Origin of the sequence: Bradyrhizobium sp. AS23.2 (assembly GCF_001908185.1) — a bacterium.
GTDB lineage: Bacteria > Pseudomonadota > Alphaproteobacteria > Rhizobiales > Xanthobacteraceae > Bradyrhizobium.
Genome location: NZ_LGHM01000115.1, coordinates 21,490 through 41,864 on the forward strand (window position 1 = coordinate 21,490; position 20,375 = coordinate 41,864).

Sequence of the window (20,375 nt, forward strand, 5' to 3'; positions counted from 1 at the left end):
TGCACTACTCCGCAGCCTGAAGCACGCCGGCACCGACCGCGGCCGGCTGGGGAACGTCGCTCGCCTGGTTTGTCGACAGGCCGGGCACCTTGATCGTCATCCAGATGTTGTAGACGCCAAGGCATCCGCCGATCAGAAACAGCAATCCGCCGACGGCGCGGGCGATGTAGTAGGGATGCATCGCGATCAGCGTGTCGATGAAGGAATAGGCGAGTGTGCCGCTCTCATTGTAGGTTCGCCACATCAGGCCCTGGACGACGCCAGAATTCCACATCGCGAAGACGTAGATGACGCTCCCGGACAGCGCGAGCCAAAAATGAGCCTCGACGAGTCCTGGCGAATACATGCGCTCGCGCTTCCACAGCCAGGGTACGCAGGCATAGATCGATCCGAAGGTGATCATGGCGACCCAGCCGAGCGCGCCGGCATGGACATGGCCGATCGTCCAGTCCGTGTAGTGCGACAGCGAATTCACCGAACGGATCGCCATGAACGATCCTTCGAAGGTAGTAAGGCCGTAGAACACGCCCGCCACCATCATGAAGCGCAGCGTGGCGTCATCGCGTACCTTGTCCCAGGCGCCATTGAGCGTGAGCAACACGTTGCCGGCCGATGCCCAGGACGGGATCAGCAGCATGAGGGAGAAGGTCATGCCGAGCGTCTGCACCCACTGCGGCAGAGCCGTGTAATGCAGGTGATGCGAGCCGGCCCACATGTAGAAGAAGGTGATGCCCCAGAAGCTGATGATGGACATCCGGTAGGAGAAGATCGGCCGTCCCGCGCGCATCGGCAGGAAGTAGTACATCATGCCGAGGAAGCCAGCGGTGAGAAAGAAGGCGACGGCATTGTGCCCGTACCACCACTGGGTCATGGCGTCCTGTACGCCCGAGAAGGCCGAGTAGCTCTTGGAGTGACCGAGCGAAACCGGAACGGCGAGGTTGTTGACGATGTGAAGGATCGCCACCACCAGGATGAACGCCATGTAGTACCAGTTCGAGACGTAGATGTGCGGTTCCTTGCGCCGCGCCAACGTGCGCAAGTAAAGCACGAAATAGGTCACCCACACCACGACCAGCCACAGATCGGTGTACCATTCGGGCTCGGCGTACTCCTTAGACTGGGTAATCCCCATCAGGTAGCCGGTGACGGCGAGGAGGCAGAACAGGTTGTAGCCGAAGACCACGAACCAGGGCGTTACCTGGTCAGGAAGGCGGGCACGGGACGTCCGTTGCATGACGTAGAACGAGGTGGCGATCAGGGCGTTGCCGCCGAACCCGAAAATCACCGACGTGGTGTGGGCCGGCCGCAAACGACCAAAGCTCGACCAGCCCACTCCAAAAGTCAGGTCGGGATCGACGAGCTGCCAGGCGACCCAATCGCCGACCGCAAGGCCGATCACGGCCCACGCCATGGAAAGGATGATGCCGACCTTGGAGGGGTCGTCATAGTAATGGGCGAGTCGGTCGCCGGACGGCTCCGGCAGATAGTAGCTTCCGCCGATGCGGAAGATCATGAGGAGGCCGGAAAGGAAAATCAGAGCGCCATGGACCCCCATGACATCATCGCGTCCGACGATGATGATGAGCCCGCCGCATACGGTGACGGCCAAGCTGATCAGTATCGCGCGTTGCCGTTCAATCAGAGTGAGTTGAGCGATCATTTACGGCTGCCCCGCAGAGTTCGACACTTTGGCTGGATCAGTCTCGCCGGAAGCGACCTTCTTTTCGCGAAGACGCTTGCCGATTCTTGGATGTCCTTGCGGCGTTTTGCCCGAGAGGTAGGCTTATGACGTGGTTAGGTCGGGAGACAGACGACCGGCGACCGGAAGCATGTTCGTCTCGGCGCCATCGACCATCAGTTCGGAGATCGTGCCGAAAATCGCGATCCAGGAGGCGCGAATCTCCGGTGTGAAATCGTCGCCCAGAAATTCCGCAAGCGTCAGCAGCAAGGCATTTGCGACCTTGCCGTAGTGATCGCTTCGCACACCGTAGCGGCAATGTCGCCGTCCCAACGCACGTACGCCGCCCTCGATCTCCGTCAATCGGTTCAATCCCTTGACGAGCGAATTCAGCATAGACACCAGCATCCTTTGCTGGACGGCCAAATCGTTCTTGAACAGCCCCCGAAGCTCCGGATTCTCTTCGAAGAGAACCGTGTAGAAGCGCTCGCCAAACGCCATCAGGCGCGGCGCGACCTGATGGAAGGAAGACTGAACGATGAGGACCGGATCGGTGCAATTGAAGCCGTCGCACGCATGGAGGCTTGTGGCTTCCGACACGCCGTTGAGCTTTGGCTTGATAGCGGGACCGAGGCGAAGTGCGCCAGGCAGATGGGCAACGACGCTGTCGCTCAAGAGAATCGGCGCACCGACCCGCTTTGTCATGCGCTCGATCCGGCTGGCGAGGTTCACGGTGTTGCCGACGACCGTGATCTGCCGCCTGCCGGGATGACCGATCCGGCCCAGAATGACCTGCCCAAAATGTACCCCAATGCCAAGGCGGAGCGCGATGTCGAGATCGCGCTCAAAGATCGGTGAAAGCCGGCGTGCGGCATCCTGCATCCCAACGGCGGAGCGAACGGCGTTCCGGCAAGCAGTCGCCGGCGGCTCGCCGCGAATCCCAAAAACTGCCAGAAGCCCATCTCCAATGTATTTGTCGACAAAGCCGTTATTGTTCATGATGATCTCGGCCGCCGTGGCAAAATGGCTGTTGAGGAAATAAACGACGTCGTAAGGCAGGCTCTTTTCGGTTTGGCTGGTGAAGTTGCGTATGTCGCAAAACAGCACGGCGACTTCGAGCTCCTCTTCTTCGGCACCGGAGCGGGTGCCGAGTTCGTCAAGATCGAGGAGGATAACGTCTTGTGGACTTTGTAACAGCCGGCGCGCAATGACTTCGCCGTAGACCCTGGTCTGGCAGGCCAGACGCGTAAAGTCGTCCCATCCCCGCGCTGAGGCGACGCTCTGTTCCAGCGGAGTACGGGGCGAGACATGTGATAGGCCGTCCAGAATCAGAACACGGCAAGTCGTGCAACGGGCCTGGCCGCCGCATTGATGGTGGTGCGGAATCCGGTTCTGGATGGACGCATCGAGCAAGGTCTGACCATCGATCGCCTCGATCGTCGTCCCGTGAGAGTAGGTCACTCGGTGAGTAGCGCGACCGACCTGCGGGTTCGTCCCTGTCTCGTCCGCGACTGTCATGCCATGCGGCCTTTCCATCTAGTGGTATCCGATGTCGGCGCGCGGACCTTTCTGCGGAACACCCAATAGGGCCACCCGGGGTAGGTCAGGACGACAGCAAGCAGGAACAGGGTGCCGACCAGGAGGAAAGCCTGCGTGCGCGGCGGGGACGCTGCGTCCCAAAGCGTCAACGGGTAGGGTACGATCATCGGATAGAGGCTGGTCGCGATGCCGAGATGGGACAGCAGGAACAGGCCTATAAAGGATGATGCACCATCGGTGAACGCCGGCAACAGGATGGGCCAGGCAATGTCCCAGGCAAATTGAATCTGCGATAGCAGTACGGGATCGAAGAACATCGCGGATCTCTCATGGTCGGATGACTGCTCGTCCGGAGCAGACCTCAACCGTCTCGCGCTGATATGCCGGGCGGCGCGGTCTTGCTTGCATAGGGTTGACAGTGGCGGAACGATCTTGCCGCGTTCCATCGCAGAGAGGCAGTCGCGGGGGCGGCACCGAATCGCTTCGCCCAAATTGTGCTGAGTCTTGGACAAACGGTGATTCATCTCGAATGCCGCAAGAGCGTTCTAGGCTTCGCAACAGCGTCCAAGAGCCCGTGTGCGGAGCCGCAGTATAGCCCGCACTCATCCGCGGGCAGGCGGCGTCAGCAAGAGATCGTCAGATACACCATGAGCACCGTATCGATCGAGAGTCTTCCGCAGGACAGATTGCCGGCCGCCTCTTCCCAGCCGAAACAGCAACGTGTCGTGATCGTCGGCGGAGGATTCGCGGGCATCGCCGCCGCGCAAGCGCTGAGAAAGTCCGATGTCGAGATCATCCTCATGGATCGGCGCAACCACCACATCTTTCAGCCGCTTCTGTATCAGGTCGCGACCGCTGTTCTGGCACCTTCAGAGATCGCCACGTCGATCCGCCAGCTCGAGGCCAAACAGAAGAATCTCAGCGTGGTACTCGCAGAGGTGACCGGTATCAATTTGCGCATGCGTACGATCGAGGCGATCTATCCCGGTCTTGGTATTCGCAAGATCGAATTCGATTATCTCGTCATCGCCACGGGAATGCGACCAAGCTATTTCGGTCACGACGAGTTCGCCGCGCACGCGCCAGGCCTCAAGAGCCTCAATGATGCCGAAACCATTCGGACCAAGATCTTGGGCGCGTTTGAATTGGCCGAATCCACCGAGGACGAGACTGAACGAGCCCGCCAAATGACCTTTGTCCTCGTTGGAGCCGGTCCGACAGGTGTCGAGCTCGCGGCTTCCATCGCGCACATGGTGTCAGTCACGCTGCGCAACAATTTCCGCAGAATCGATCCGGCGAAGAGCCGGATTGTCCTTGTCGATGGCGGCGATCGAATTCTGCCAAGCTTCGCCGAAACCCTGTCCAGGAAGGTTGTGCGGCGGCTAGAGCGGCTTGGGGTCGAGGTCAGGACCGGCTTGAAGGTCGAGAAGGTCGACGAGCAGGGCGTGGTTGCCAGCGGCGAGCGCATCACCAGTGCGACCGTGCTGTGGACGGCCGGCGTGACAGCATCGCCAGTCGTGAAAATGCTGGGTACCACGACCGACCGTGCTGGCCGTGCGTTGATTGGTCCCTTCATGGACATCCCCGAAGCGCCCAACGTCTTCGTGGCCGGCGACGCCACCTCTATGACGCAGGATGGTTATCCCGTTCCCGGCGTTGCGCAGGCCGCGATTCAGCAGGGTCGGTTTGCCGGCCGGCTGATCGTCAGGCGGGTCGAAGGTCGTAGCGACGGTCGTCCATTCCGCTATCGCAGCAGGGGCAACATGGCGGTGGTGGGAAAGAATTTTGCGATCCTGGAGGCCGGCCGCATGCGCACCAGCGGCTTTGTCACCTGGATGGTATGGGCCACCCTCCACGTGCTCGCGCTACCGCTGCTCCAGAACCGCTTCAGAGTACAGATCCAATGGATCTGGTCCTATCTGAGTGGCCAACGCAGCTCTCGCTTGATCGCGGAGGCGCCCAGGTCCGTCGAAATACCCAAACAAAAGTCAGCATCATGAGCGCTTCAGCCACCACAGTGAAAGCCGTCCGTTGGATTGTTCTTGCCGGCGCAGTGCTCGGACTGGGAACATTCCTGTGGTTTGCGACCCGACCGCCGCCGCTCACGGTCCAGGGCGAAGTTTCCGCCAACCGAGTGGATGTGAGTCCGCGCGTCAACGGACGGGTGGTGGAATGGCGTTTCGACGTCGGGGAGACGCCCGATCGGGGGGGCGTGCTGGCCGAGCTCGACAGCCCGCAACTGAAGGCGGCCCTCATATCCGCACGTGCGGCTCTGGCCGTGGCCAAGGCAGACTATGACCGGGTGTACAGCACGCGGCCGGAAACAATTCTCGCACGCAGGGCCGAACTCGCCGCCGCCGAAGCCGACGTCGTCCTTCGCAAGGAAGAGTTCGATCGTCAATCCCACCTGATAACGACCGGCTTCACCCCTCAGCAGAAAGTCGACGAGGCGACTCGCAATCTTCAAAACGCCACCAACAATCGGGATGCGGCCAAGGCCGCGCTCGATCTCGCCCAGAAAGGCGCCAGCGACGAGGAGAAAGCGCTCGCGGCGGCTCAGGTCAAGCAAGCCGAGGCCAGTCTCAACCAGCGCGACGTCGACGTCTCCGAGCTGACGTTGCGCGCACCGATCACGGGGCAGATCACCAGCCGCGTCGCGGAGCTTGGCGAGAACTTCAGCGCCGGTGCGCCGCTGTTCTCGCTCATCGACATGAATGATCTCTGGTTTACCTTCAACCTGCGAGAGGACTTGCTCGCGGGACTGAAGATCGACGATCGGTTCGAGGTTACGGTGCCGGCCTTGAAATCGAAGACCGTTCCCGTGCGCGTGACGATGATCAACGTCCAGGGGCAATATGCCACCTGGCGAGCCACGCGCGCGACCGGCGACTTCGACCTTAGGACGTTTGAAGTGCGCGCAAAGCCGTTGCAGCCCGTGGATAGCTTGCGTCCGGGCATGAGCGCGATCGCCGCCTGGTCGGCCCGGGTTCGCTGACATGAAGCGCCGTGACCAGCAGCGGCCGGGATTTTCACTCGTATTCTGGCGCGAGATCGCGTGGCTGCGACGGCGTCCGTTGCTGCTGATGCTCACAATCGCACTGCCGCTTGCGCTGATGTTTCTGCTCACGGCGATCCTCAGTGCGGGGCTTGCCACGCGGCTGCCGATCGCGGTCCTCGATCTCGATGGCTCGGAGCTGTCTCGCTCGATCATCCGCGCCGTCGACGCTACGCCGGACACGGCTGCTGTGCTCCATGTCGCCGAATTGTCGGAAGGCCGGCACTTGATCGTCGCCCGCAAGATCCGCGGAATTCTGATGCTGCCGCACAATCTCGAGCGCGACGTGTTCGCAGGCCGGCGTCCGGAGGTGGTCTTCTTCTACAACAGCCAGACGTTTACCGTGGGCAATCTCGTGCTGCGTGGCGCCAATGCCGCCATACCCACCGTCGCGGCCGGAATCCGGATCTCGCTGCGGACCGCGGAGGGACAGCCGGTTGAGGAGGCGCAAGCCGCAATCACGCCGATTCCCTTGCAGACTCATGCGCTGTTCAATTCGACGCTGAACTACGTTCACTTTCTGCTGGCCGCCCTGCTTCCGGCGGTCCTGCAGACCGTCATCGTGACCACCATGGCTTATGCGGTCGGCCTCGATGTCGAAACACGACACCGGTTCACGGCACTTCGCCGGCTCGGTGGAGGGCTGTTACCGGCCATGTTCGGAAAGATGCTGCCTTATACCCTCCTGTTCCTGTCGATGCTCGGCATTGCTGACGTCGTCCTGTTCAAGGTTCTCGAGCTGCCGTTGCGCGGTGAGCCGGTCGTCTTGGTCGCCGCCGGCTTCGTCTTCGTGCTCGCATGCCAATTCATCGGCGCATTGCTGGCGCTGCTGCTCCGGCCGGTGGCGGCAGCGGTGAGCATTGCCACGCTGCTGACGGCCCCGGCGTTCGGTTTCATGGGCATCGGCTTTCCCAGGCTTGGCATGAACCATTTCGCTTACGGCTATGGCGAGCTGCTGCCGGGCACCTGGTATTTGATGGCCCGGATCGACCAGACCATCCGGGGGACGCCTATCGATCTGTCCTGGAAGCCGGTGCTCGTGCTGATTGGATTCGTGATCGTACTCGTTGGTCTCGCGGCGGTGCGGGTGTTGGCGATGCGCCGATCCAACCAGGGAGAGAGGCCATGAGAGTGCTGCTGGCCGTGTTTCGCAACGAACTCAGCCGGATATTCTCACTGCGGCCGGTTGTTTCGGTGGTCGTGATTGCGGCCGCCGTCTATGCGCTGTTCTACCCGCAGCCCTATCTGAACGAGGCCCTGCGCAAGGTTCCGATTGCCGTGGTCGATCAGGACCGCACTCAGACCAGCCGCGAGCTTGCCCGGCAGATCGATGCGACGCCGGACGTCTCGGTCGCGAAGGTCCTGCCGGACATGCCGACCGCTCAGCGAGAGGTCTATACACGCGCCATCTTCGGGATCCTGGTGATTCCGCAATATTTCGAGCGGGACCTGTTGCACGGCCGCGTATCTCCGATCGCGCTGTATGCGGACGCGAGCTATTTCCTGATGTATCAGCGCATGAGCGGTGCAGTGACGGCGGTTTCCCGCACGCTCGGTACTAACTTCGAGATCGCGCGTCTGGTCGGTCTTGGGGTCGATCCGCCGGTTGCGGCCGCAGCGACCGACCCCATGCCGTTCATTCCAGTGCCCCTTTTCAATCCGCAGGGCGGCTACGCCACCTATATCCTCCCGGCCGCCTTCGTCCTGATCCTGCAGCAGACCCTGCTGATCGGGGTCGGATTGCTCGGAACGATGCCGGGCGGCGAGACTGCGGCGGAAGACAGGGTAGGGGCGCGATTGAGCGATCGGATCTTCGACTCGATCGGCACGGTCGGCGGCAAGCTGCTGGCTTATCTCGTTGTCCACGCCCTGATCGTCTCGACGTATCTGATCGGCCTGCCGTACCTCTACGGCCTTCCGCGCTTGGGCTCGGTCGTGACCATTCTGGCCTTTGCGCTACCCTTTACGCTGGCCGTCGGAGCCCTCGGGCTAGTGGTCGCTGCCATCTTCCGCAGGCCTCTGGCGGTGCAACTCGTGTTTGCGGCGATCGGATTGCCGTTCTTCTTCCTCGGAGGCTTTGCTTGGCCGGCCGAAGCGATGCCCGTCGCCGTACGCTGGGTGGCGCAGCTCCTGCCGAGCACGCTCGCGATCGACGGCCTCGTCGACGTCGCCCAGCTCGGCGCGAGCCTGTCCGATGTCCGCCGCGAGTTCCTGGGACTCTGGCTGCTCGTGGCAGGTTACGCGACAATCGCCGTGATGATTGAGTTCAGCAAACGGCGTAGCGCGCCGGCTGTTGCGGCGCCTGCTTGAGGACACGTTGTCATGGATGCGTCTATCATCTCGGCTCTCGCAGCTCTGACCGGCACCGCCGTCGGGGGCCTGACCAGTGTGGTCGCGAACTGGCTGAACCACCGGCTCCAGACGCGCGCTCAGTGGTTGTCGCATGAGAAGAATCGCCGCCAGAATCTCTACCGCGATTTCATCGAACAGGCTTCGACATGCTACATCGATGCCCTTCAGCACGACGAGGCCGATATCCCCAATCTCGTCGGCCTCTACGCCAAGCTCGGCAGGATGCGGGTGCTGTCGAGCGAGGCTGTCATCAATAGCGCCGATCACATCGCAAGGAAGATCCTGGATATCTATATCGAGCCCGACAAGACCTTTGTCGAGCTTCGCGACATGGCGAACAACGGCACGATCGATCTGCTGCGTGATTTCAGCGTGGCGTGCCGGGTGGAATTCGAGCAACTCGACGCCGGGCGAATCTGATTATTCGGCAGCGACCGAAGCGAGAACAAAATCCAGGTTCAGTCGTTCCCAGACATCAACCAAAGCGTCCCTGAGCTGGTCGATTAAGACGTCGTCGTGGTACGGCGTCGGCGTGATGCGAAGCCGCTCGGTTCCCTTGGCGACCGTCGGATAATTGATGGGTTGGATATAGATCCCGTGGTCGTCGAGCAGGAGGTCACTCGCAGCCTTGCACAGGCGGGGATCGCCAACCATCAGGGGGACGATATGGGTGTTGGTCGGAAGGATAGGCAGCCCGGCCGACACCAGAACCTGCTTGAGGCGCGCCGCGTTGGCCTGTTGCCGACGGCGCTCGAGGTCGGACGTCTTGAGATGACGGATGGCGGCCGTCGCTGCCGCGCAGAGCGGCGGGGCTAGAGCGGTCGTGAAGATGAAACCGGGCGCGTGCGAGCGGACCGCGTCGACCAGACTGCGGCTGCCGGTGATGTACCCTCCCAGGCATCCGAACGCCTTCGCGAGCGTGCCTTCGATCACGTCGATGCGATGCATCGCACCGTCCTGCGCGGCGGTGCCGGCGCCCCTCGGACCGTACATGCCGACCGCATGGACTTCGTCGCAATAGGTCATGGCGTCGTACCGTTCGGCGAGCTCACAGATACGGTTGATTGGTGCAGTGTCACCATCCATGGAATAGAGGCTTTCGAACAGGATGAGCTTTGGACGTGACGGCTCTGCCGCCAGCAGGTGCTCGAGCGCGGCCACGTCATTGTGGCGCCAGATCTTCCGCTCGACACCGGATTGCCTGACGCCTTCGATCATCGAGTTGTGGTTGAGTTCGTCCGACAGGATGAGGCAGTCGGGAATGAGCCTCGCGATCGTGGAAATTCCGGCCTGATTCGAGACATAGCCGGAGGTAAACAGCAGTGCGGCCTCCTTGCCATGCAAGTCGGCCAGCTCATATTCGAGTTCAACCAGCGGAGAGTTGGTGCCGGCGATATTGCGCGTGCCGCCCGCGCCGATCCCGGTTCGCCTCGCCGTCTCGGTCAGCGCCTCGATCACTTTGGGATGCCGGCTCATGCCGAGATAGTCGTTGGAGCACCACATCACAACCTTGCGTGGTCCGGACGGTGGCTTCCAGACGGCAAAGGGGCATTCGCCCGCGATCCGCTCGATCTCGATGAATACACGGTAGCGCTGTTCATCGTGCAGGCGCTTTAGCGATTGGCTGAAGAGATCATCGTATTTCATAGACGACCTCCGTACGAAAACGAGCACGCGTCGGCCTGCGACGGCCGACGCGAAGGCTTCGCCAATCGTGACCGGGACGATCGCTAGGCCGCAGAGGACTTGTGTTCCTTGGCGCGCGGCACGGCGCCACTGACGAACAATCCCTCGATCCGGCCGTCGTCGTAGCCGAGCTGCTTGAGGATCTCATTATTGTGCTCGCCGAGTTCCGGCGCGCGCTTGGCCGCGACCTTCGTAACGCCATGAACCTGAAGGGGGCTGCTGACCGTGAACGTCAGGTTGCCGCCAGCGCCCTCGAGCGGGACGACAATGTCGTTCTCGTGCAATTGCGGGTCCTTGACGACCTCGTAGGGCGCGCGAACCACGCCGAAGGTGACGTGGTTGTGGTCGAACACATCGTGCCAGTGCGACATCGGCTGTGCGCGAAAGACCTCATCGAGAATCGCGGTAAGCTGGCCCGCGTTCGCCACCAGTTTTGCCGCATCCGTGAAACGCGCGTCGGACAACAGATCCGGGCGGCCGATCCCGGTGGCAAAAGCGGGCCACTTGTCGGGCGTCAGCACGATCAGGAACCAGGTCTCGTCGGCCGCCTGGTAGACGTTGAAGATCGCGTTCGGCGGGTTCTTTCGATCATGCAGCGGATAGAACTGGGCGTCGCAAAGCGCGGCCTGCACCGAGACGCCGCAGGCCCAGACACCCGAGGCAAGCAGCGACGTCGTCACGTAAGAGCCTTGTCCCGTTCGCTCGCGCCGATATAGCGCGGTCACGATCGCGGAGTAGAGGCTGACCGCGGTGGCATGGTCGCCGCTGCCCGAAACGGGCAGCGTCGGCGGCGCGCCGGCATCCCGGGTAAGGGAGAGCAGGCCGCTACGGGCCCAATAAGCAGTGATATCGAACCCTGGCAGGTCCGCGTCGGGCCCCTTGTCGCCGTATCCAGTAATGTCGGCGTAGATCAGCCGCGGATTCCAAGTGGCGACATCCTCGTAATTCAGCTTGAGGCGCTTGCGGGCGGGGTGAGGCGTGTTGACGATCAGCACGTCGGCCCATTTGACCAGGCGCTCCAGGATCTCGGGCGCATGCGGCGACTTCAGGTCGAGCGTCAGGCTGCGCTTGTTGCGGTTGTTCAGGTGCCAGGGATAGTTGTCCTTGGCTCGCGGCTGGGGTGGGATCTTGTAGCCGATCCGCCAGGTGTCGCCAGTCGGGGGCTCGACCTTGATGACGTCGGCACCGAAATCGGAGAGGATGACGGCGGCTCCGGGCCCCGCGATGAAACTCGCGAGATCCACGACCTTCAGTCCGGAAAAGATGTTGTCGTTGGACATTTGCTGTCTCCTCAGCGTTGCAATTCGTAGGAAAGGGAAGGCCCGCTCGCACGGACCTCGAAGCGATTCTGCTTGCTCGCGATCCATCCGAGCAGGCGCGTTTGGACTTCTCGACGGTTTATCTCGTTGAGCATCTCGTGTCGGCCATCGGAATAGAAGTCGAATGCAATGTCGCGCAGGCCGGCGGCGCGGTAACGCTCGATCAGCAGTTTGACGCCCGCAAGATGTTGGCCGACTGGATCGTCGCTGCCCGAAAACAGATATACCGGCAGGTCACAGCGGACCTTGGAGAGGGCGACGGGGTCCTTCAGTCGGCGGCCGGCGCCGAGAAACGATGCAAGCGATTGCGGCTGAAGGGTTGCGAAGCAGAGCGGGTCATTCATGAACGCGTCGACCACGCGCTCGTCACGGCTCAGCCAATCGAACGGCGTGCGGGCCGGCTCGAAGGCGGCATTGAGTAGGTTGATTCCCGGTGGAACGGCCTTTGCCAGTCGTGCCAGGCCATCGAGCGCTCCGGAGCCCGACAGGATCAATCCGTCGACCTGGTGGCTATGATCGATGACATAGAGCTGGGCTGCAAAAGAGCCCATGCTGTGACCAAGCAGAAACAGCGGCACGTCAGGGAATTCGTCGCGGGCGATTTCCGTGAGGCGCACCATGTCCGAGACGAGCAGATCGAAACCGCCGCTCCCAAAGTCGCCGAATCGCGCCGGCGAGTGGGCCGTGAGCCCATGACCGCGGTGATCATTGCCGTAAACCGTCCACCCCACCGAGGTCAGGACGTCGATGGTATCGGCATAGCGCCGCAGGTGCTCGCCCATGCCGTGTGCCATCTGGACGACGCCGCGCGTTTCGCCGCGGCTATCCCAGCGCGCGCAAGCGACGCACAAGCCATCATCACCTGTCAGCCGAAACTGGGCACTCGGAATGGCAGAATTGGTCTGGGCCGTCATCTATGCTCTCCGGGTCCGCTCGTGCTCTACCGTCCATGAAACTGCGGGGCGCGCTTCTCGAGGAAAGCGGACGTGCCTTCCTTCTTGTCTTCCGTTGCGGCGCAGATCCCGAAATAGGAGGCCTCCAGCGCAAAGCCCTCGGTCTGGCTGGTCTCGAGCCCCTTGTTGGTGGCCTCGAGCGAGAACTTCACGGCGATCGGCGCGTTGGCCGAGATCTGCTTCAGGATCGCCTCCGCGCGCGCAATCAGGTCGGCTGCTGGAACAACCTCATTGACCAGCCCGATCCGGTAGGCTTCCTGGGCAGAGATCGTTTCTCCTGTGAGGATCAACTGGAGAGCGCGACCCTTGCCAACGAGGCGCGGCAGGCGTTGTGTGCCTCCGCCACCTGGCAACAAACCCAGCTTGACCTCCGGCTGACCAAATTTGGCGTGCTCGGCGGCGATCCGGATCGTGCAGGCCATCGCGGTTTCGCAGCCGCCGCCGAGCGCAAAGCCGTTAATTGCTGCGACTACAGGCTTGCCGATATTTTCAATCAGGTTCAGCACGTCCTGGCCGAAGCGGCTCGACTCCTCCGCCTCATAGGCGTCGACATGGGCGAGTTCGCTGATGTCGGCGCCGGCGATGAAGGCCTTGTCTCCGGCCCCAGTGAGGATCACCCCGTGCACGGACGCGTCGGCTTTGGCATCCTCGAAGGCCTTCTGCAGGTCGATCCAGGTTGGCGTGTTCAGGGCGTTGAGAACCTTGGGGCGATTGAGGATCACATAGGCGATACCGTCCCTTTTCTCGTAGCGGACGTTCGCCAGCGTCAGCTGGTCTGTCATTCTTGTCTCCTTGTCCGGAATGGCGGACGGGCGGGGCGTGATCTCCCGCCCGTTCTCCTGCGCGGCTACACGAAGGCGCTGAGGCCCGTGACCGCCTTGCCCACGATCAGGTTCTGCATCTGATAGGTGCCCTCGTAAGAGTAGAGCGCTTCGACGTCGGCGAAGAGCTTGCCGACGTGGTAGTCGGCGACAATGCCATTGCCGCCCAGCAATTCACGACCCCAAGCCACCGTTTCGCGGGCCTTTGCCGTGCAGAAGGCCTTGGCCAGCGCTGCGTGGTGGTCGCCGAGCTTGCCCTCGTCATCGAGTTGGGCGAGGCGGAGCATCAAGCATTGGCAGGCGGTGAGGTTGCCGAGCATCTTCGCCAGTAGATCCTGCACGAGTTGGAACGAGGCGATGGGTTTGCCGAACTGGTTTCGGCTCTGGGTGTAGGCAAGCGTGTTCTCGAACGCGCCCATCTGCGCGCCGGTCGAGGCCCATCCGACCATGTAGCGGGTCATGCGGAGCACGCGGGCGGTATCGCGGAAGGAGTTGCCGCCCTGCAGCCGGTTGGCTTCGGGGACACGCACGTCCTTCAGCGTGATCTGCCCGTTCTGCACCACCTTGAGCGCGACCTTGTGCTCGATCTTCTCGACGCTGAAGCCGGGCGAGGACTTGTTCTCGACGATGAAGCCCTTCACCTGGTTGTCGGCGAGGTCGCGCGCCCAGATGATGGAGAGATCGCACCAGGGCGCGTTGCCGATCCAGCGCTTCTGCCCGTTGAGGATCCACGTGTCGCCCTCGCGCTTGGCGGTCGTGGTGAGGCCGCCGCTGGCAGCGGAGCCCACCAGCGGCTCGGTTAGGCCAAAGCAGCCGATTTTCTCGAAGCGGGCCATTTGCGGCAGCCAATTCTGCTTCTGCTCCTCCGAACCGTCAAGGTAGATCGATCCCATCGCCAGGCCGCTGTGGACGCCGAAGAAGGTGCAGATCGACGGATCGACACGCGCGAGCTCCATTGCAACGAAGCCGAACTGCTTCTGGCTCCCGCCGGCGCAGCCATAGCCCTCATAGCCAAGCCCGCCGATGCCGAGCTCCTTGAAGGAAGGCAAGAGTTCAAAGGGGAAGGCGTCGTCCGACCAGTATTTGTTGATGATCGGCTTGACCTTGGTTTCCATATAGGCCCGCACCTTCTTCACGAGCGCAAGCTCGTCGGCCGTCAAGAGCTCGACAAGCTGGTAGAAATCGCCGTTCGGCACCGGCAGCGCCTTCGGCGCGTCGGGCTTGCGGGCTGCAGTAGCTGTGGCCATGTTGGATCTCCTTGGCGCGACGTTTGGAACGTAAGAGCGAGCGACACGCGGAATGCGTTGTCTGGTGTCGTCAATGAATTTGCCTGCGGCGCCGACTTGATTCTTGAAGCCGGTTGTTATTCCGGGGACGTTTTTGCCTTGTTGTATTTTGCGGAGGCGGAGCAGCTCGTTGGCTGGGGCACAAACGAAACGGCCCCCAGAGGACTGCTTCCGGAGGCCGCTTGCTGCTTGAGTGGCTCGTTGAGACCTATGCGACTTTTGCCTTGTTCGCCTTGCCAATCTGGTTGCGCATTTCGATCAGCCCAAGCAGGACCTCATCGCGCTCGGCAGCCAATTCGTCGACGGAACGCGAGCCGACTTCGGCGTGAACGCCGTCGATTAGCTTTTTCTGAACTTCGGGCGTCAGTTCCGGGTTGCCTAACACCTTCCACCAAGCCGTCATGGGGCCGGTGAATTGCTTGAAGAAGTGCTCGATGCCGCCCTGGCCGCCGCCGAGATGATTGAGCATCACCTGGCCCAAGATGCCCCAGCGCAGGCCGGGGCCCCAGCATAGCGCTGTGTCCACGTCGGCGACGCTGACGACGCCTTCAGCGACGAGGTGGTAGACTTCGCGCGCCAGCGCCGCCTGCAGCCGGTTCGCGACATGGCCGGGAACCTCCTTGTTGAGGCGGACAGTCCGCTTGCCGAGGCTGGTGTAAAACGCGGCGGTACGCTGGATGGTGTCCTCTGCGGTCTTGGCGCCGCCGACAATCTCCACCAGCGGCACGAGGTGTGGAGGATTGAAGGGATGCCCGATGACGCAGCGCTCGGGGTGCCGTTCGCAGGCCGACTGGATCTCGCTCATGGTCAGGCCCGACGAGCTGGACGCGATGATCACGTCGGCAGGCAGGAGTTCGTCGAGTTGCCGATAGAGCGTCCGCTTGAAATCGATCTTCTCCGGGCCGTTCTCCTGCACCAGATCGGCCCCCTTCACGGCATCAACGAGGGCCGCAGTGAAGGTCAGCTTGTTTTGTGTTGCGCCGGGCGCAAGGCCTAATCGCTGCAGCGCCGGCCAGGCCGCTGCAACAAAGCGCTTGAGAGCCGCTTCCGCGTCCGGCGCAACGTCGGTCGCCACAACCTCGAGCCCGTTCGCGAGGAACAGGGCGGTCCAGCTTGCGCCGATGACGCCCGTCCCGATGATGGCGACGCGGCGAATGGGTTTCGGCTGTGACATATCACTTCTCCTTTGCGATTTCGGCATAGGCGATGCCGGTGAGGTTGCCCTGGGCGTAGAGGAAGTTGCGCTCGGCCGATCCATCGAGCCGGGACGAGTAGAGCGAACCGGCGAAGTCGGTTACGAAGATGCGGTCGCCGGGAACGTCGAGCGCAATACCGATCGCTTCCATCAAGTGGCTCAGCACGATCTCGGGCTCGGCAGGCTTGTTGTCGATCGAGGCCCGGTTGACGGTGTTCCCGCGCGGCGCGTCGCCGCGGTCAGTCCAGTAGAGAAGGCGGTTCTTGAGGTCGAGCTCGAGGTCAATCGGCTCCGGAAGACTGTCGAAGAATATCTCGATGTCGGAGCGATTGGCGGCCGTTTCGCTCCCTGGAATTTCGAGATTGGCGCGGAAGATGCGGCCGCGACCGGCATTGTCCGGCCCTTTCTGCGTCCAGTAGATCTTCTTGTGCTTCGGATCGATGGTCAGGCCGACGCACCACTTGGTTTGGTCGCGGCGGTCTGTATCGCCATGGCCCGATTCGATCAGGGTCTCCAGCGCGGAGCCGTCGAGATTGGCGCGCATCACGCGCATGCCCTCGCGGTCGCACCAGTAGAGCTTGCCGGCCTTCTTATCGAGGATGATCTGTTTGGGCGTAAAAGTCTTGCCTTCTGCGACGATGGTCTTGCGGTTTCCACCATCGAGGTCAGCACGTTCGATCGACCCGTCGTTCAGATTGGGGACGCCCATATTGGTCCAGTAGATGTGGCCCGCTTCGACATCGACTGTGATCCCGTCGGGGTGTCGACAGCCGGTCACAATGGTTCTCTTGTTCGAGCCGTCCACATTCATCACATGGATGCAGCCCGCGTTCAATTCGAGGACGAAGAGACGAGGGGTGACGGTTGACGCGCGGGAGCTTGGCGCCGACTTCAAGTTGGCTTCGGGCATATCTCACCTGGCTGGCTATTGCGCCGGCATGGAACCGACGCGGTTGCCAGCCATAGTGAGCTAAGCGGCTCTTGCTCTCTTGGATGAGATTGCCACCACCGGAATGGTTTTGCCTTTTCTCAAATCGCAGACTCGCGATCGGCATCACGTGCGGGCGGAACGTCACTGCAACATTGTGCTCGCTGCCGGCAGGCTGAAGGAGAACCGGGCGCCGCCGTGGATGCTGCCGTTGTCAGCCTCGATCCGGCCGCCATGAGCTTCGATGATCGAGCGGCAGATGGATAGTCCCATGCCCATCCCGCTTTCTTTTGTCGTGAAGAAGCTGTCAAAGACGCGCGACATGTGATCGGGCTCGATTCCCGGGCCGCTGTCTTCAACGCTACAGCGCAATGCGACGCCGTCGAGCGAGGTTGTCCGCACCGTGATTCGGCGTTCCGCCTCGCTACGCCGCGCCATGGCCTGCATTGCGTTCACGGCGAGATTGACGATGACCTGATGCAGCAGGGTCCGATCCCCGAGCACAGGCGGGGCGGAAGCAGAGAACACGTGCGAGACATTGACCCCGCGCCACTCAACCTCGTGACGGAGGAACTGCAGGGCCTCGAGGATGAGCTCATGAGGAGATACGAGAACGCGTTCCGGCGCCCGGCGTGCCGCCATATCGCGGACGCGCGCGATGATCTCGGCAGCTCGCCTGGCATCGGAAACGCTTCGCCGAGTGAGGTTGCGAACTTCATTCAAGTCCGGCTCTGGCCGGTCGAGCCATCTGAGACTGGCCTGGCAATTGGTCGCGATCGCGCCGAGCGGCTGGTTGATCTCGTGGGCTATCGATGCGGTCAATTCGCCAAGTGTCGAGACGCGTGCTGCGTGCGCAAATTCGAACTGCAATCGCTCCAGCGTCTCTTGCGTCCGGACCAGATCGGTCAGTTCGACAAGGCTGGCGAGCGTCACCCCGAATTCGGTTCGTGCAGTCGTGAGGAGCACATCGATCAGACGACCGTCTAGTGTCACGAGCTGCGACTTTTCCTCAAACAGCTCTTCACCGTCGAAGCGGCTCTTCAGGATCCGTCCCATCGTATCGGGTCTTGCCTTGAAGAAGCGGCCGATAGAACCGAGCAGTTCCTCCTGATTTGTGGCGCCGAACATGTGCACGGTGGCTTCATTGACTTCCTCGGCGACCATGACATCCATTGCTCGGGTAAGGAATTCAGGATGTCCGGCGAGGTAGTCCGGAAGGTCAGTCACGCCTGTTGCCTTCAGCTCGTCGAACATTTCCATTAGACGCCGGACATCGAGCTTCCAGAGCGAGATCGGCATGAACTTGAAGAGATGGCGATACCGCAGCTCGCTGTTTTCCAGCGCGTCGTAGGCGATCTTGTGCTGGGTCACGTCCATTACTGCGCCGATCAGCCTGAAACGTCCTGGTTCTTCGACAGAAGGGCGCGCGACCACATGCAGGGTCTTCACTGAACCGTCCGGCATCAGCAGCCGATGTTCGAAGTCGAGCGGTTCCTCGCGCGCGGCGGCTCGGTTGAGCTCATTCCTCACGAGAAGGCGGTCGTCCGGGTGAACGCGTGCGAGGACGAGGTCGAGTGTAGGCCGGATCGCTTGACTGTATCCAAATATCCGGAAGCTCTCCTCGGACCAGGTTAGGTCACCGGTGGTCACGTTCCAGCCGAAGCTTCCCGTGTGGCTCAAGCGCTGGGCCTCGGATAGATAGGCAGCCTGGCTCTTCAAAAGCGCCTCTTCGGTCCGTTTGCGGGTAGTGATGTCGGTATTGCTCTGGAGCGTGCCGATCGGATTGCCCCTCGCGTCCCGCCGTATGATCCACTTGCTTGCGACGAAGACTTGAGCGCCATCGCGCGTCGTTTGAACGAGTTCACCTTCCCAATGGCCGGTGCGCTTCGAGATCTCTACGATTTCATCAAGAGGGGCAGGATAAACTGTCTTCAGCAGCCGATGGACGCCGTTGCCGACCGCTTCATCCCGGGTCCACCCGAACAGGATTTCGGCACCGCGATTCCAATAGGTGATGACGCGATTGGCATCCAGAACCAGAACCGCATCGGGCGTCAGATCCAGAAGAGTGGCTTGCTCATGCTGGGTTTCGCCGAAGTAACGGGCTCTGCGTACGAGCGTCGTGATCGCAAATGACGTCACCAGGAAGGTGGCAAGTGCCACCATATCCTGGGTGCTTCCGATCTCGAATGAATAAAGAGGCGCAGTAAAGAAGTAATCCAGGCAGATAACACCGAGAACGGAAAACAGAGCGGATGTAATCATGCCATCCATCAATGAGAGGAAGACGATAACGAGCAAGTAGACAAGCACCGCAGTGCCTGGGCGATCGAAGGTCTGGAGCTTGATCATTCCCCAGGTCGCAGACGCCATGAGCACAAATCCGATGCTCCAGAGCTTGGCGAGGTAACGAATGTGCTCATTGAGTGAAGGTTTGGCTGCTGGAATCAGCATGCTGGGCGCGGCCTTGGTGCCCAGCAGGGCGTTCACGAAATCCGAGATGAAGGTCGTCGGCGCAGGCTTGAGGCCGACGGGCGGCGGCTGTTCGACGATCGTATCGGTCCGTCCAATTTGTTTCATGGCTTTCGCTCGTCAATACCAAGCGGGACCTCTGGTCAGCGAAGGCGCGCAGCGAAGCAGGCCGGATTGCGTCTCATCCGCGCCTCCACGTCTCAGGATGTCCGCCTATCACGCGGCAAAAAACGCGAACGAGATGATTCTCATTCGCAAATCCACACACCTGCGCGATTTCGCCCAGGCTGCTGTGTGCCTGCTGCCGCAGGAGCAAGCAGGCATGGTCGATCCGATGTCGCAGCAGCCACCCGTGAGGAGTGAGACCTGTCGTTTGGCGGAAGGCGCGCAGAAAGACACTGGTGGGCAGCCCGCATTCGGAGGCTAGTTCGGATACGAAGAGTTGCCCGTGGAGATGAGAGCACAACATCTCCTTGGCGCGCCGCTCCTGCCAGGGCGCCAGGCCCGCGGCGGCGAAGGAGACCGCACGGCTGCCGACGCCGTAGGTCTTCAGTACATGCCCCACCGTCGCAATGGTCAGATGATCGACAAAAACCTGATCGGCCTCATCGGGCCGTCGAAACGCCGGCAGGAGGGCTGCGCCTAGTCCACTAAGGGCAGCATCCTCGTCGCCAAGGCCGGGTTGATTGGTGAATTCGTCGACCCGGCCGCAATCTTCCATGTCAGCGATAACGTCCAGCGCTGCCCGCGGCACGTAGAAGTGCAACGAATGAAATGGACTGATGCTGTTTGCAACGGGGTTTGAGCGCAGATCATAGATGCAAACGCTGCCCGGCCGCAAATGGCCGCTCCGCACCTGCCGGTCGTCGATGAACAGATCGTGCCTCGGACAGTCGCGGAGTTGCAAGGTGATCAGGAAAGCATCCTCGCGCGGGATCGGCGACGTCAGTCCGTGATTGACGATGTCGCATTTGATCTCGGTGACCGCGATCTTCGACTTCTGCAGGGAGCGTGTTACGAAAGCCGGCGCGCGTTCGAGCTGGAATACATTCGCAAGCTGCTCGCCATACGCGCCCTGATCTGTCACGTGG

Annotated in this window: 17 protein-coding genes; 5 read left to right on the forward strand and 12 right to left on the reverse strand. The window is 61.6% G+C overall.

All coding sequences use genetic code 11. The features are described 5' to 3' along the window. Positions 1–4 precede the first annotated feature (4 nt). The 3 genes from ccoN to AC630_RS46315 all read right to left on the reverse strand — a co-directional run bounded on the left by ccoN (position 5) and on the right by AC630_RS46315 (position 3,534). Complete coding sequence (gene ccoN / locus AC630_RS24110; RefSeq protein WP_074120934.1) at positions 5–1,660, reverse strand: cytochrome-c oxidase, cbb3-type subunit I; 1,656 nt, start codon at positions 1,658–1,660, stop codon at positions 5–7. 123 nt (positions 1,661–1,783) lie between these two features. Next, positions 1,784–3,196 carry an adenylate/guanylate cyclase domain-containing protein gene (locus AC630_RS24115; RefSeq protein ID WP_167561265.1) on the reverse strand — a complete coding sequence of 471 codons (1,413 nt, stop codon included), beginning with the start codon at positions 3,194–3,196 and terminating at the stop codon, positions 1,784–1,786. Then, entirely contained in the window at positions 3,193–3,534 is a 342-nt protein-coding gene (locus tag AC630_RS46315; RefSeq protein WP_074120936.1) for a cytochrome d ubiquinol oxidase subunit II, read from the reverse strand. The genes AC630_RS24115 and AC630_RS46315 overlap by 4 nt, the downstream gene beginning before the upstream one ends. A 330-nt stretch (positions 3,535–3,864) precedes the next feature. Between AC630_RS46315 and AC630_RS24125 the strand changes: the two genes are divergently transcribed. Genes AC630_RS24125 through AC630_RS24145 form a run of 5 tightly spaced genes read left to right on the forward strand, consistent with a single transcriptional unit; the run spans position 3,865 to position 9,044 of the window. Further along, a complete protein-coding gene (locus AC630_RS24125; protein ID WP_074120937.1) occupies positions 3,865–5,217 on the forward strand; it encodes an NAD(P)/FAD-dependent oxidoreductase in 1,353 nt (450 codons plus the stop codon). After that, positions 5,214–6,212 carry an HlyD family secretion protein gene (locus AC630_RS24130; RefSeq protein WP_074120938.1) on the forward strand — a complete coding sequence of 333 codons (999 nt, stop codon included), beginning with the start codon at positions 5,214–5,216 and terminating at the stop codon, positions 6,210–6,212. Before AC630_RS24125 ends, AC630_RS24130 begins: the two co-directional genes overlap by 4 nt. Before the next feature lies 1 nt (position 6,213). Then, entirely contained in the window at positions 6,214–7,401 is a 1,188-nt protein-coding gene (locus AC630_RS24135; protein WP_074120939.1) for an ABC transporter permease, read from the forward strand. Then, on the forward strand, positions 7,398–8,582 hold the full coding sequence (locus AC630_RS24140) for an ABC transporter permease (protein ID WP_074120940.1): 1,185 nt from the start codon (positions 7,398–7,400) through the stop codon (positions 8,580–8,582). Before AC630_RS24135 ends, AC630_RS24140 begins: the two co-directional genes overlap by 4 nt. A gap of 12 nt (positions 8,583–8,594) precedes the next feature. After that, positions 8,595–9,044 (forward strand): hypothetical protein, encoded by a 450-nt coding sequence (locus AC630_RS24145; RefSeq protein WP_074120941.1) that lies wholly within the window; start codon positions 8,595–8,597, stop codon positions 9,042–9,044. Here AC630_RS24145 and hemA read toward each other — a convergent pair whose 3' ends face one another. From hemA to AC630_RS24200, 9 genes are all read right to left on the reverse strand, one after another. Further along, positions 9,045–10,271 (reverse strand): 5-aminolevulinate synthase, encoded by a 1,227-nt coding sequence (gene hemA, locus AC630_RS24150; protein WP_074120942.1) that lies wholly within the window; start codon positions 10,269–10,271, stop codon positions 9,045–9,047. It lies immediately after the preceding gene. Between the two features lie 83 nt (positions 10,272–10,354). Then, positions 10,355–11,590, reverse strand: coding sequence for a CaiB/BaiF CoA transferase family protein (locus AC630_RS24155; RefSeq protein WP_074120943.1), 1,236 nt, complete (start codon positions 11,588–11,590; stop codon positions 10,355–10,357). Positions 11,591–11,601: 11 nt separating this feature from the next. Next, positions 11,602–12,543, reverse strand: a complete 942-nt coding sequence (locus tag AC630_RS24160) for an alpha/beta fold hydrolase (protein WP_083636362.1) — start codon at positions 12,541–12,543, stop codon at positions 11,602–11,604. 26 nt (positions 12,544–12,569) lie between these two features. Then, complete coding sequence (locus tag AC630_RS24165; protein WP_074120944.1) at positions 12,570–13,364, reverse strand: enoyl-CoA hydratase-related protein; 795 nt, start codon at positions 13,362–13,364, stop codon at positions 12,570–12,572. 65 nt (positions 13,365–13,429) lie between these two features. After that, positions 13,430–14,650 (reverse strand): acyl-CoA dehydrogenase family protein, encoded by a 1,221-nt coding sequence (locus tag AC630_RS24170; RefSeq protein ID WP_074120945.1) that lies wholly within the window; start codon positions 14,648–14,650, stop codon positions 13,430–13,432. Between the two features lie 247 nt (positions 14,651–14,897). Continuing rightward, the gene (locus tag AC630_RS24175) at positions 14,898–15,863 is read right to left on the reverse strand and encodes a 3-hydroxyacyl-CoA dehydrogenase NAD-binding domain-containing protein (protein WP_074120946.1); all 966 of its coding nucleotides are present in this window, start codon (positions 15,861–15,863) and stop codon (positions 14,898–14,900) included. 1 nt (position 15,864) lies between these two features. Beyond that, entirely contained in the window at positions 15,865–16,662 is a 798-nt protein-coding gene (locus tag AC630_RS24180) for a 3-hydroxyacyl-CoA dehydrogenase (RefSeq protein ID WP_349539159.1), read from the reverse strand. A gap of 294 nt (positions 16,663–16,956) precedes the next feature. Next, entirely contained in the window at positions 16,957–19,392 is a 2,436-nt protein-coding gene (locus tag AC630_RS42950) for an ATP-binding protein (RefSeq protein WP_083636363.1), read from the reverse strand. A 73-nt stretch (positions 19,393–19,465) separates the two neighbouring features. Continuing rightward, positions 19,466–20,371: an AraC family transcriptional regulator gene (locus AC630_RS24200; protein ID WP_074120948.1), complete on the reverse strand. Its 906-nt coding sequence runs from the start codon at positions 20,369–20,371 to the stop codon at positions 19,466–19,468. Between the last annotated feature and the right edge of the window lie 4 nt (positions 20,372–20,375).

Excerpts from the sequence above, each read along its gene's own strand:
- ccoN (WP_074120934.1), bottom strand. The coding sequence starts at position 1,660 with ATGATCGCTCAACTCACTCTGATTGAACGGCAACGCGCGATACTGATC.
- AC630_RS24115 (WP_167561265.1), bottom strand. The coding sequence starts at position 3,196 with ATGACAGTCGCGGACGAGACAGGGACGAACCCGCAGGTCGGTCGCGCT.
- AC630_RS46315 (WP_074120936.1), bottom strand. The coding sequence starts at position 3,534 with ATGTTCTTCGATCCCGTACTGCTATCGCAGATTCAATTTGCCTGGGAC.
- AC630_RS24125 (WP_074120937.1), top strand. The coding sequence starts at position 3,865 with ATGAGCACCGTATCGATCGAGAGTCTTCCGCAGGACAGATTGCCGGCC.
- AC630_RS24130 (WP_074120938.1), top strand. The coding sequence starts at position 5,214 with ATGAGCGCTTCAGCCACCACAGTGAAAGCCGTCCGTTGGATTGTTCTT.
- AC630_RS24135 (WP_074120939.1), top strand. The coding sequence starts at position 6,214 with ATGAAGCGCCGTGACCAGCAGCGGCCGGGATTTTCACTCGTATTCTGG.
- AC630_RS24140 (WP_074120940.1), top strand. The coding sequence starts at position 7,398 with ATGAGAGTGCTGCTGGCCGTGTTTCGCAACGAACTCAGCCGGATATTC.
- AC630_RS24145 (WP_074120941.1), top strand. The coding sequence starts at position 8,595 with ATGGATGCGTCTATCATCTCGGCTCTCGCAGCTCTGACCGGCACCGCC.
- hemA (WP_074120942.1), bottom strand. The coding sequence starts at position 10,271 with ATGAAATACGATGATCTCTTCAGCCAATCGCTAAAGCGCCTGCACGAT.
- AC630_RS24155 (WP_074120943.1), bottom strand. The coding sequence starts at position 11,590 with ATGTCCAACGACAACATCTTTTCCGGACTGAAGGTCGTGGATCTCGCG.
- AC630_RS24160 (WP_083636362.1), bottom strand. The coding sequence starts at position 12,543 with ATGACGGCCCAGACCAATTCTGCCATTCCGAGTGCCCAGTTTCGGCTG.
- AC630_RS24165 (WP_074120944.1), bottom strand. The coding sequence starts at position 13,364 with ATGACAGACCAGCTGACGCTGGCGAACGTCCGCTACGAGAAAAGGGAC.
- AC630_RS24170 (WP_074120945.1), bottom strand. The coding sequence starts at position 14,650 with ATGGCCACAGCTACTGCAGCCCGCAAGCCCGACGCGCCGAAGGCGCTG.
- AC630_RS24175 (WP_074120946.1), bottom strand. The coding sequence starts at position 15,863 with ATGTCACAGCCGAAACCCATTCGCCGCGTCGCCATCATCGGGACGGGC.
- AC630_RS42950 (WP_083636363.1), bottom strand. The coding sequence starts at position 19,392 with ATGAAACAAATTGGACGGACCGATACGATCGTCGAACAGCCGCCGCCC.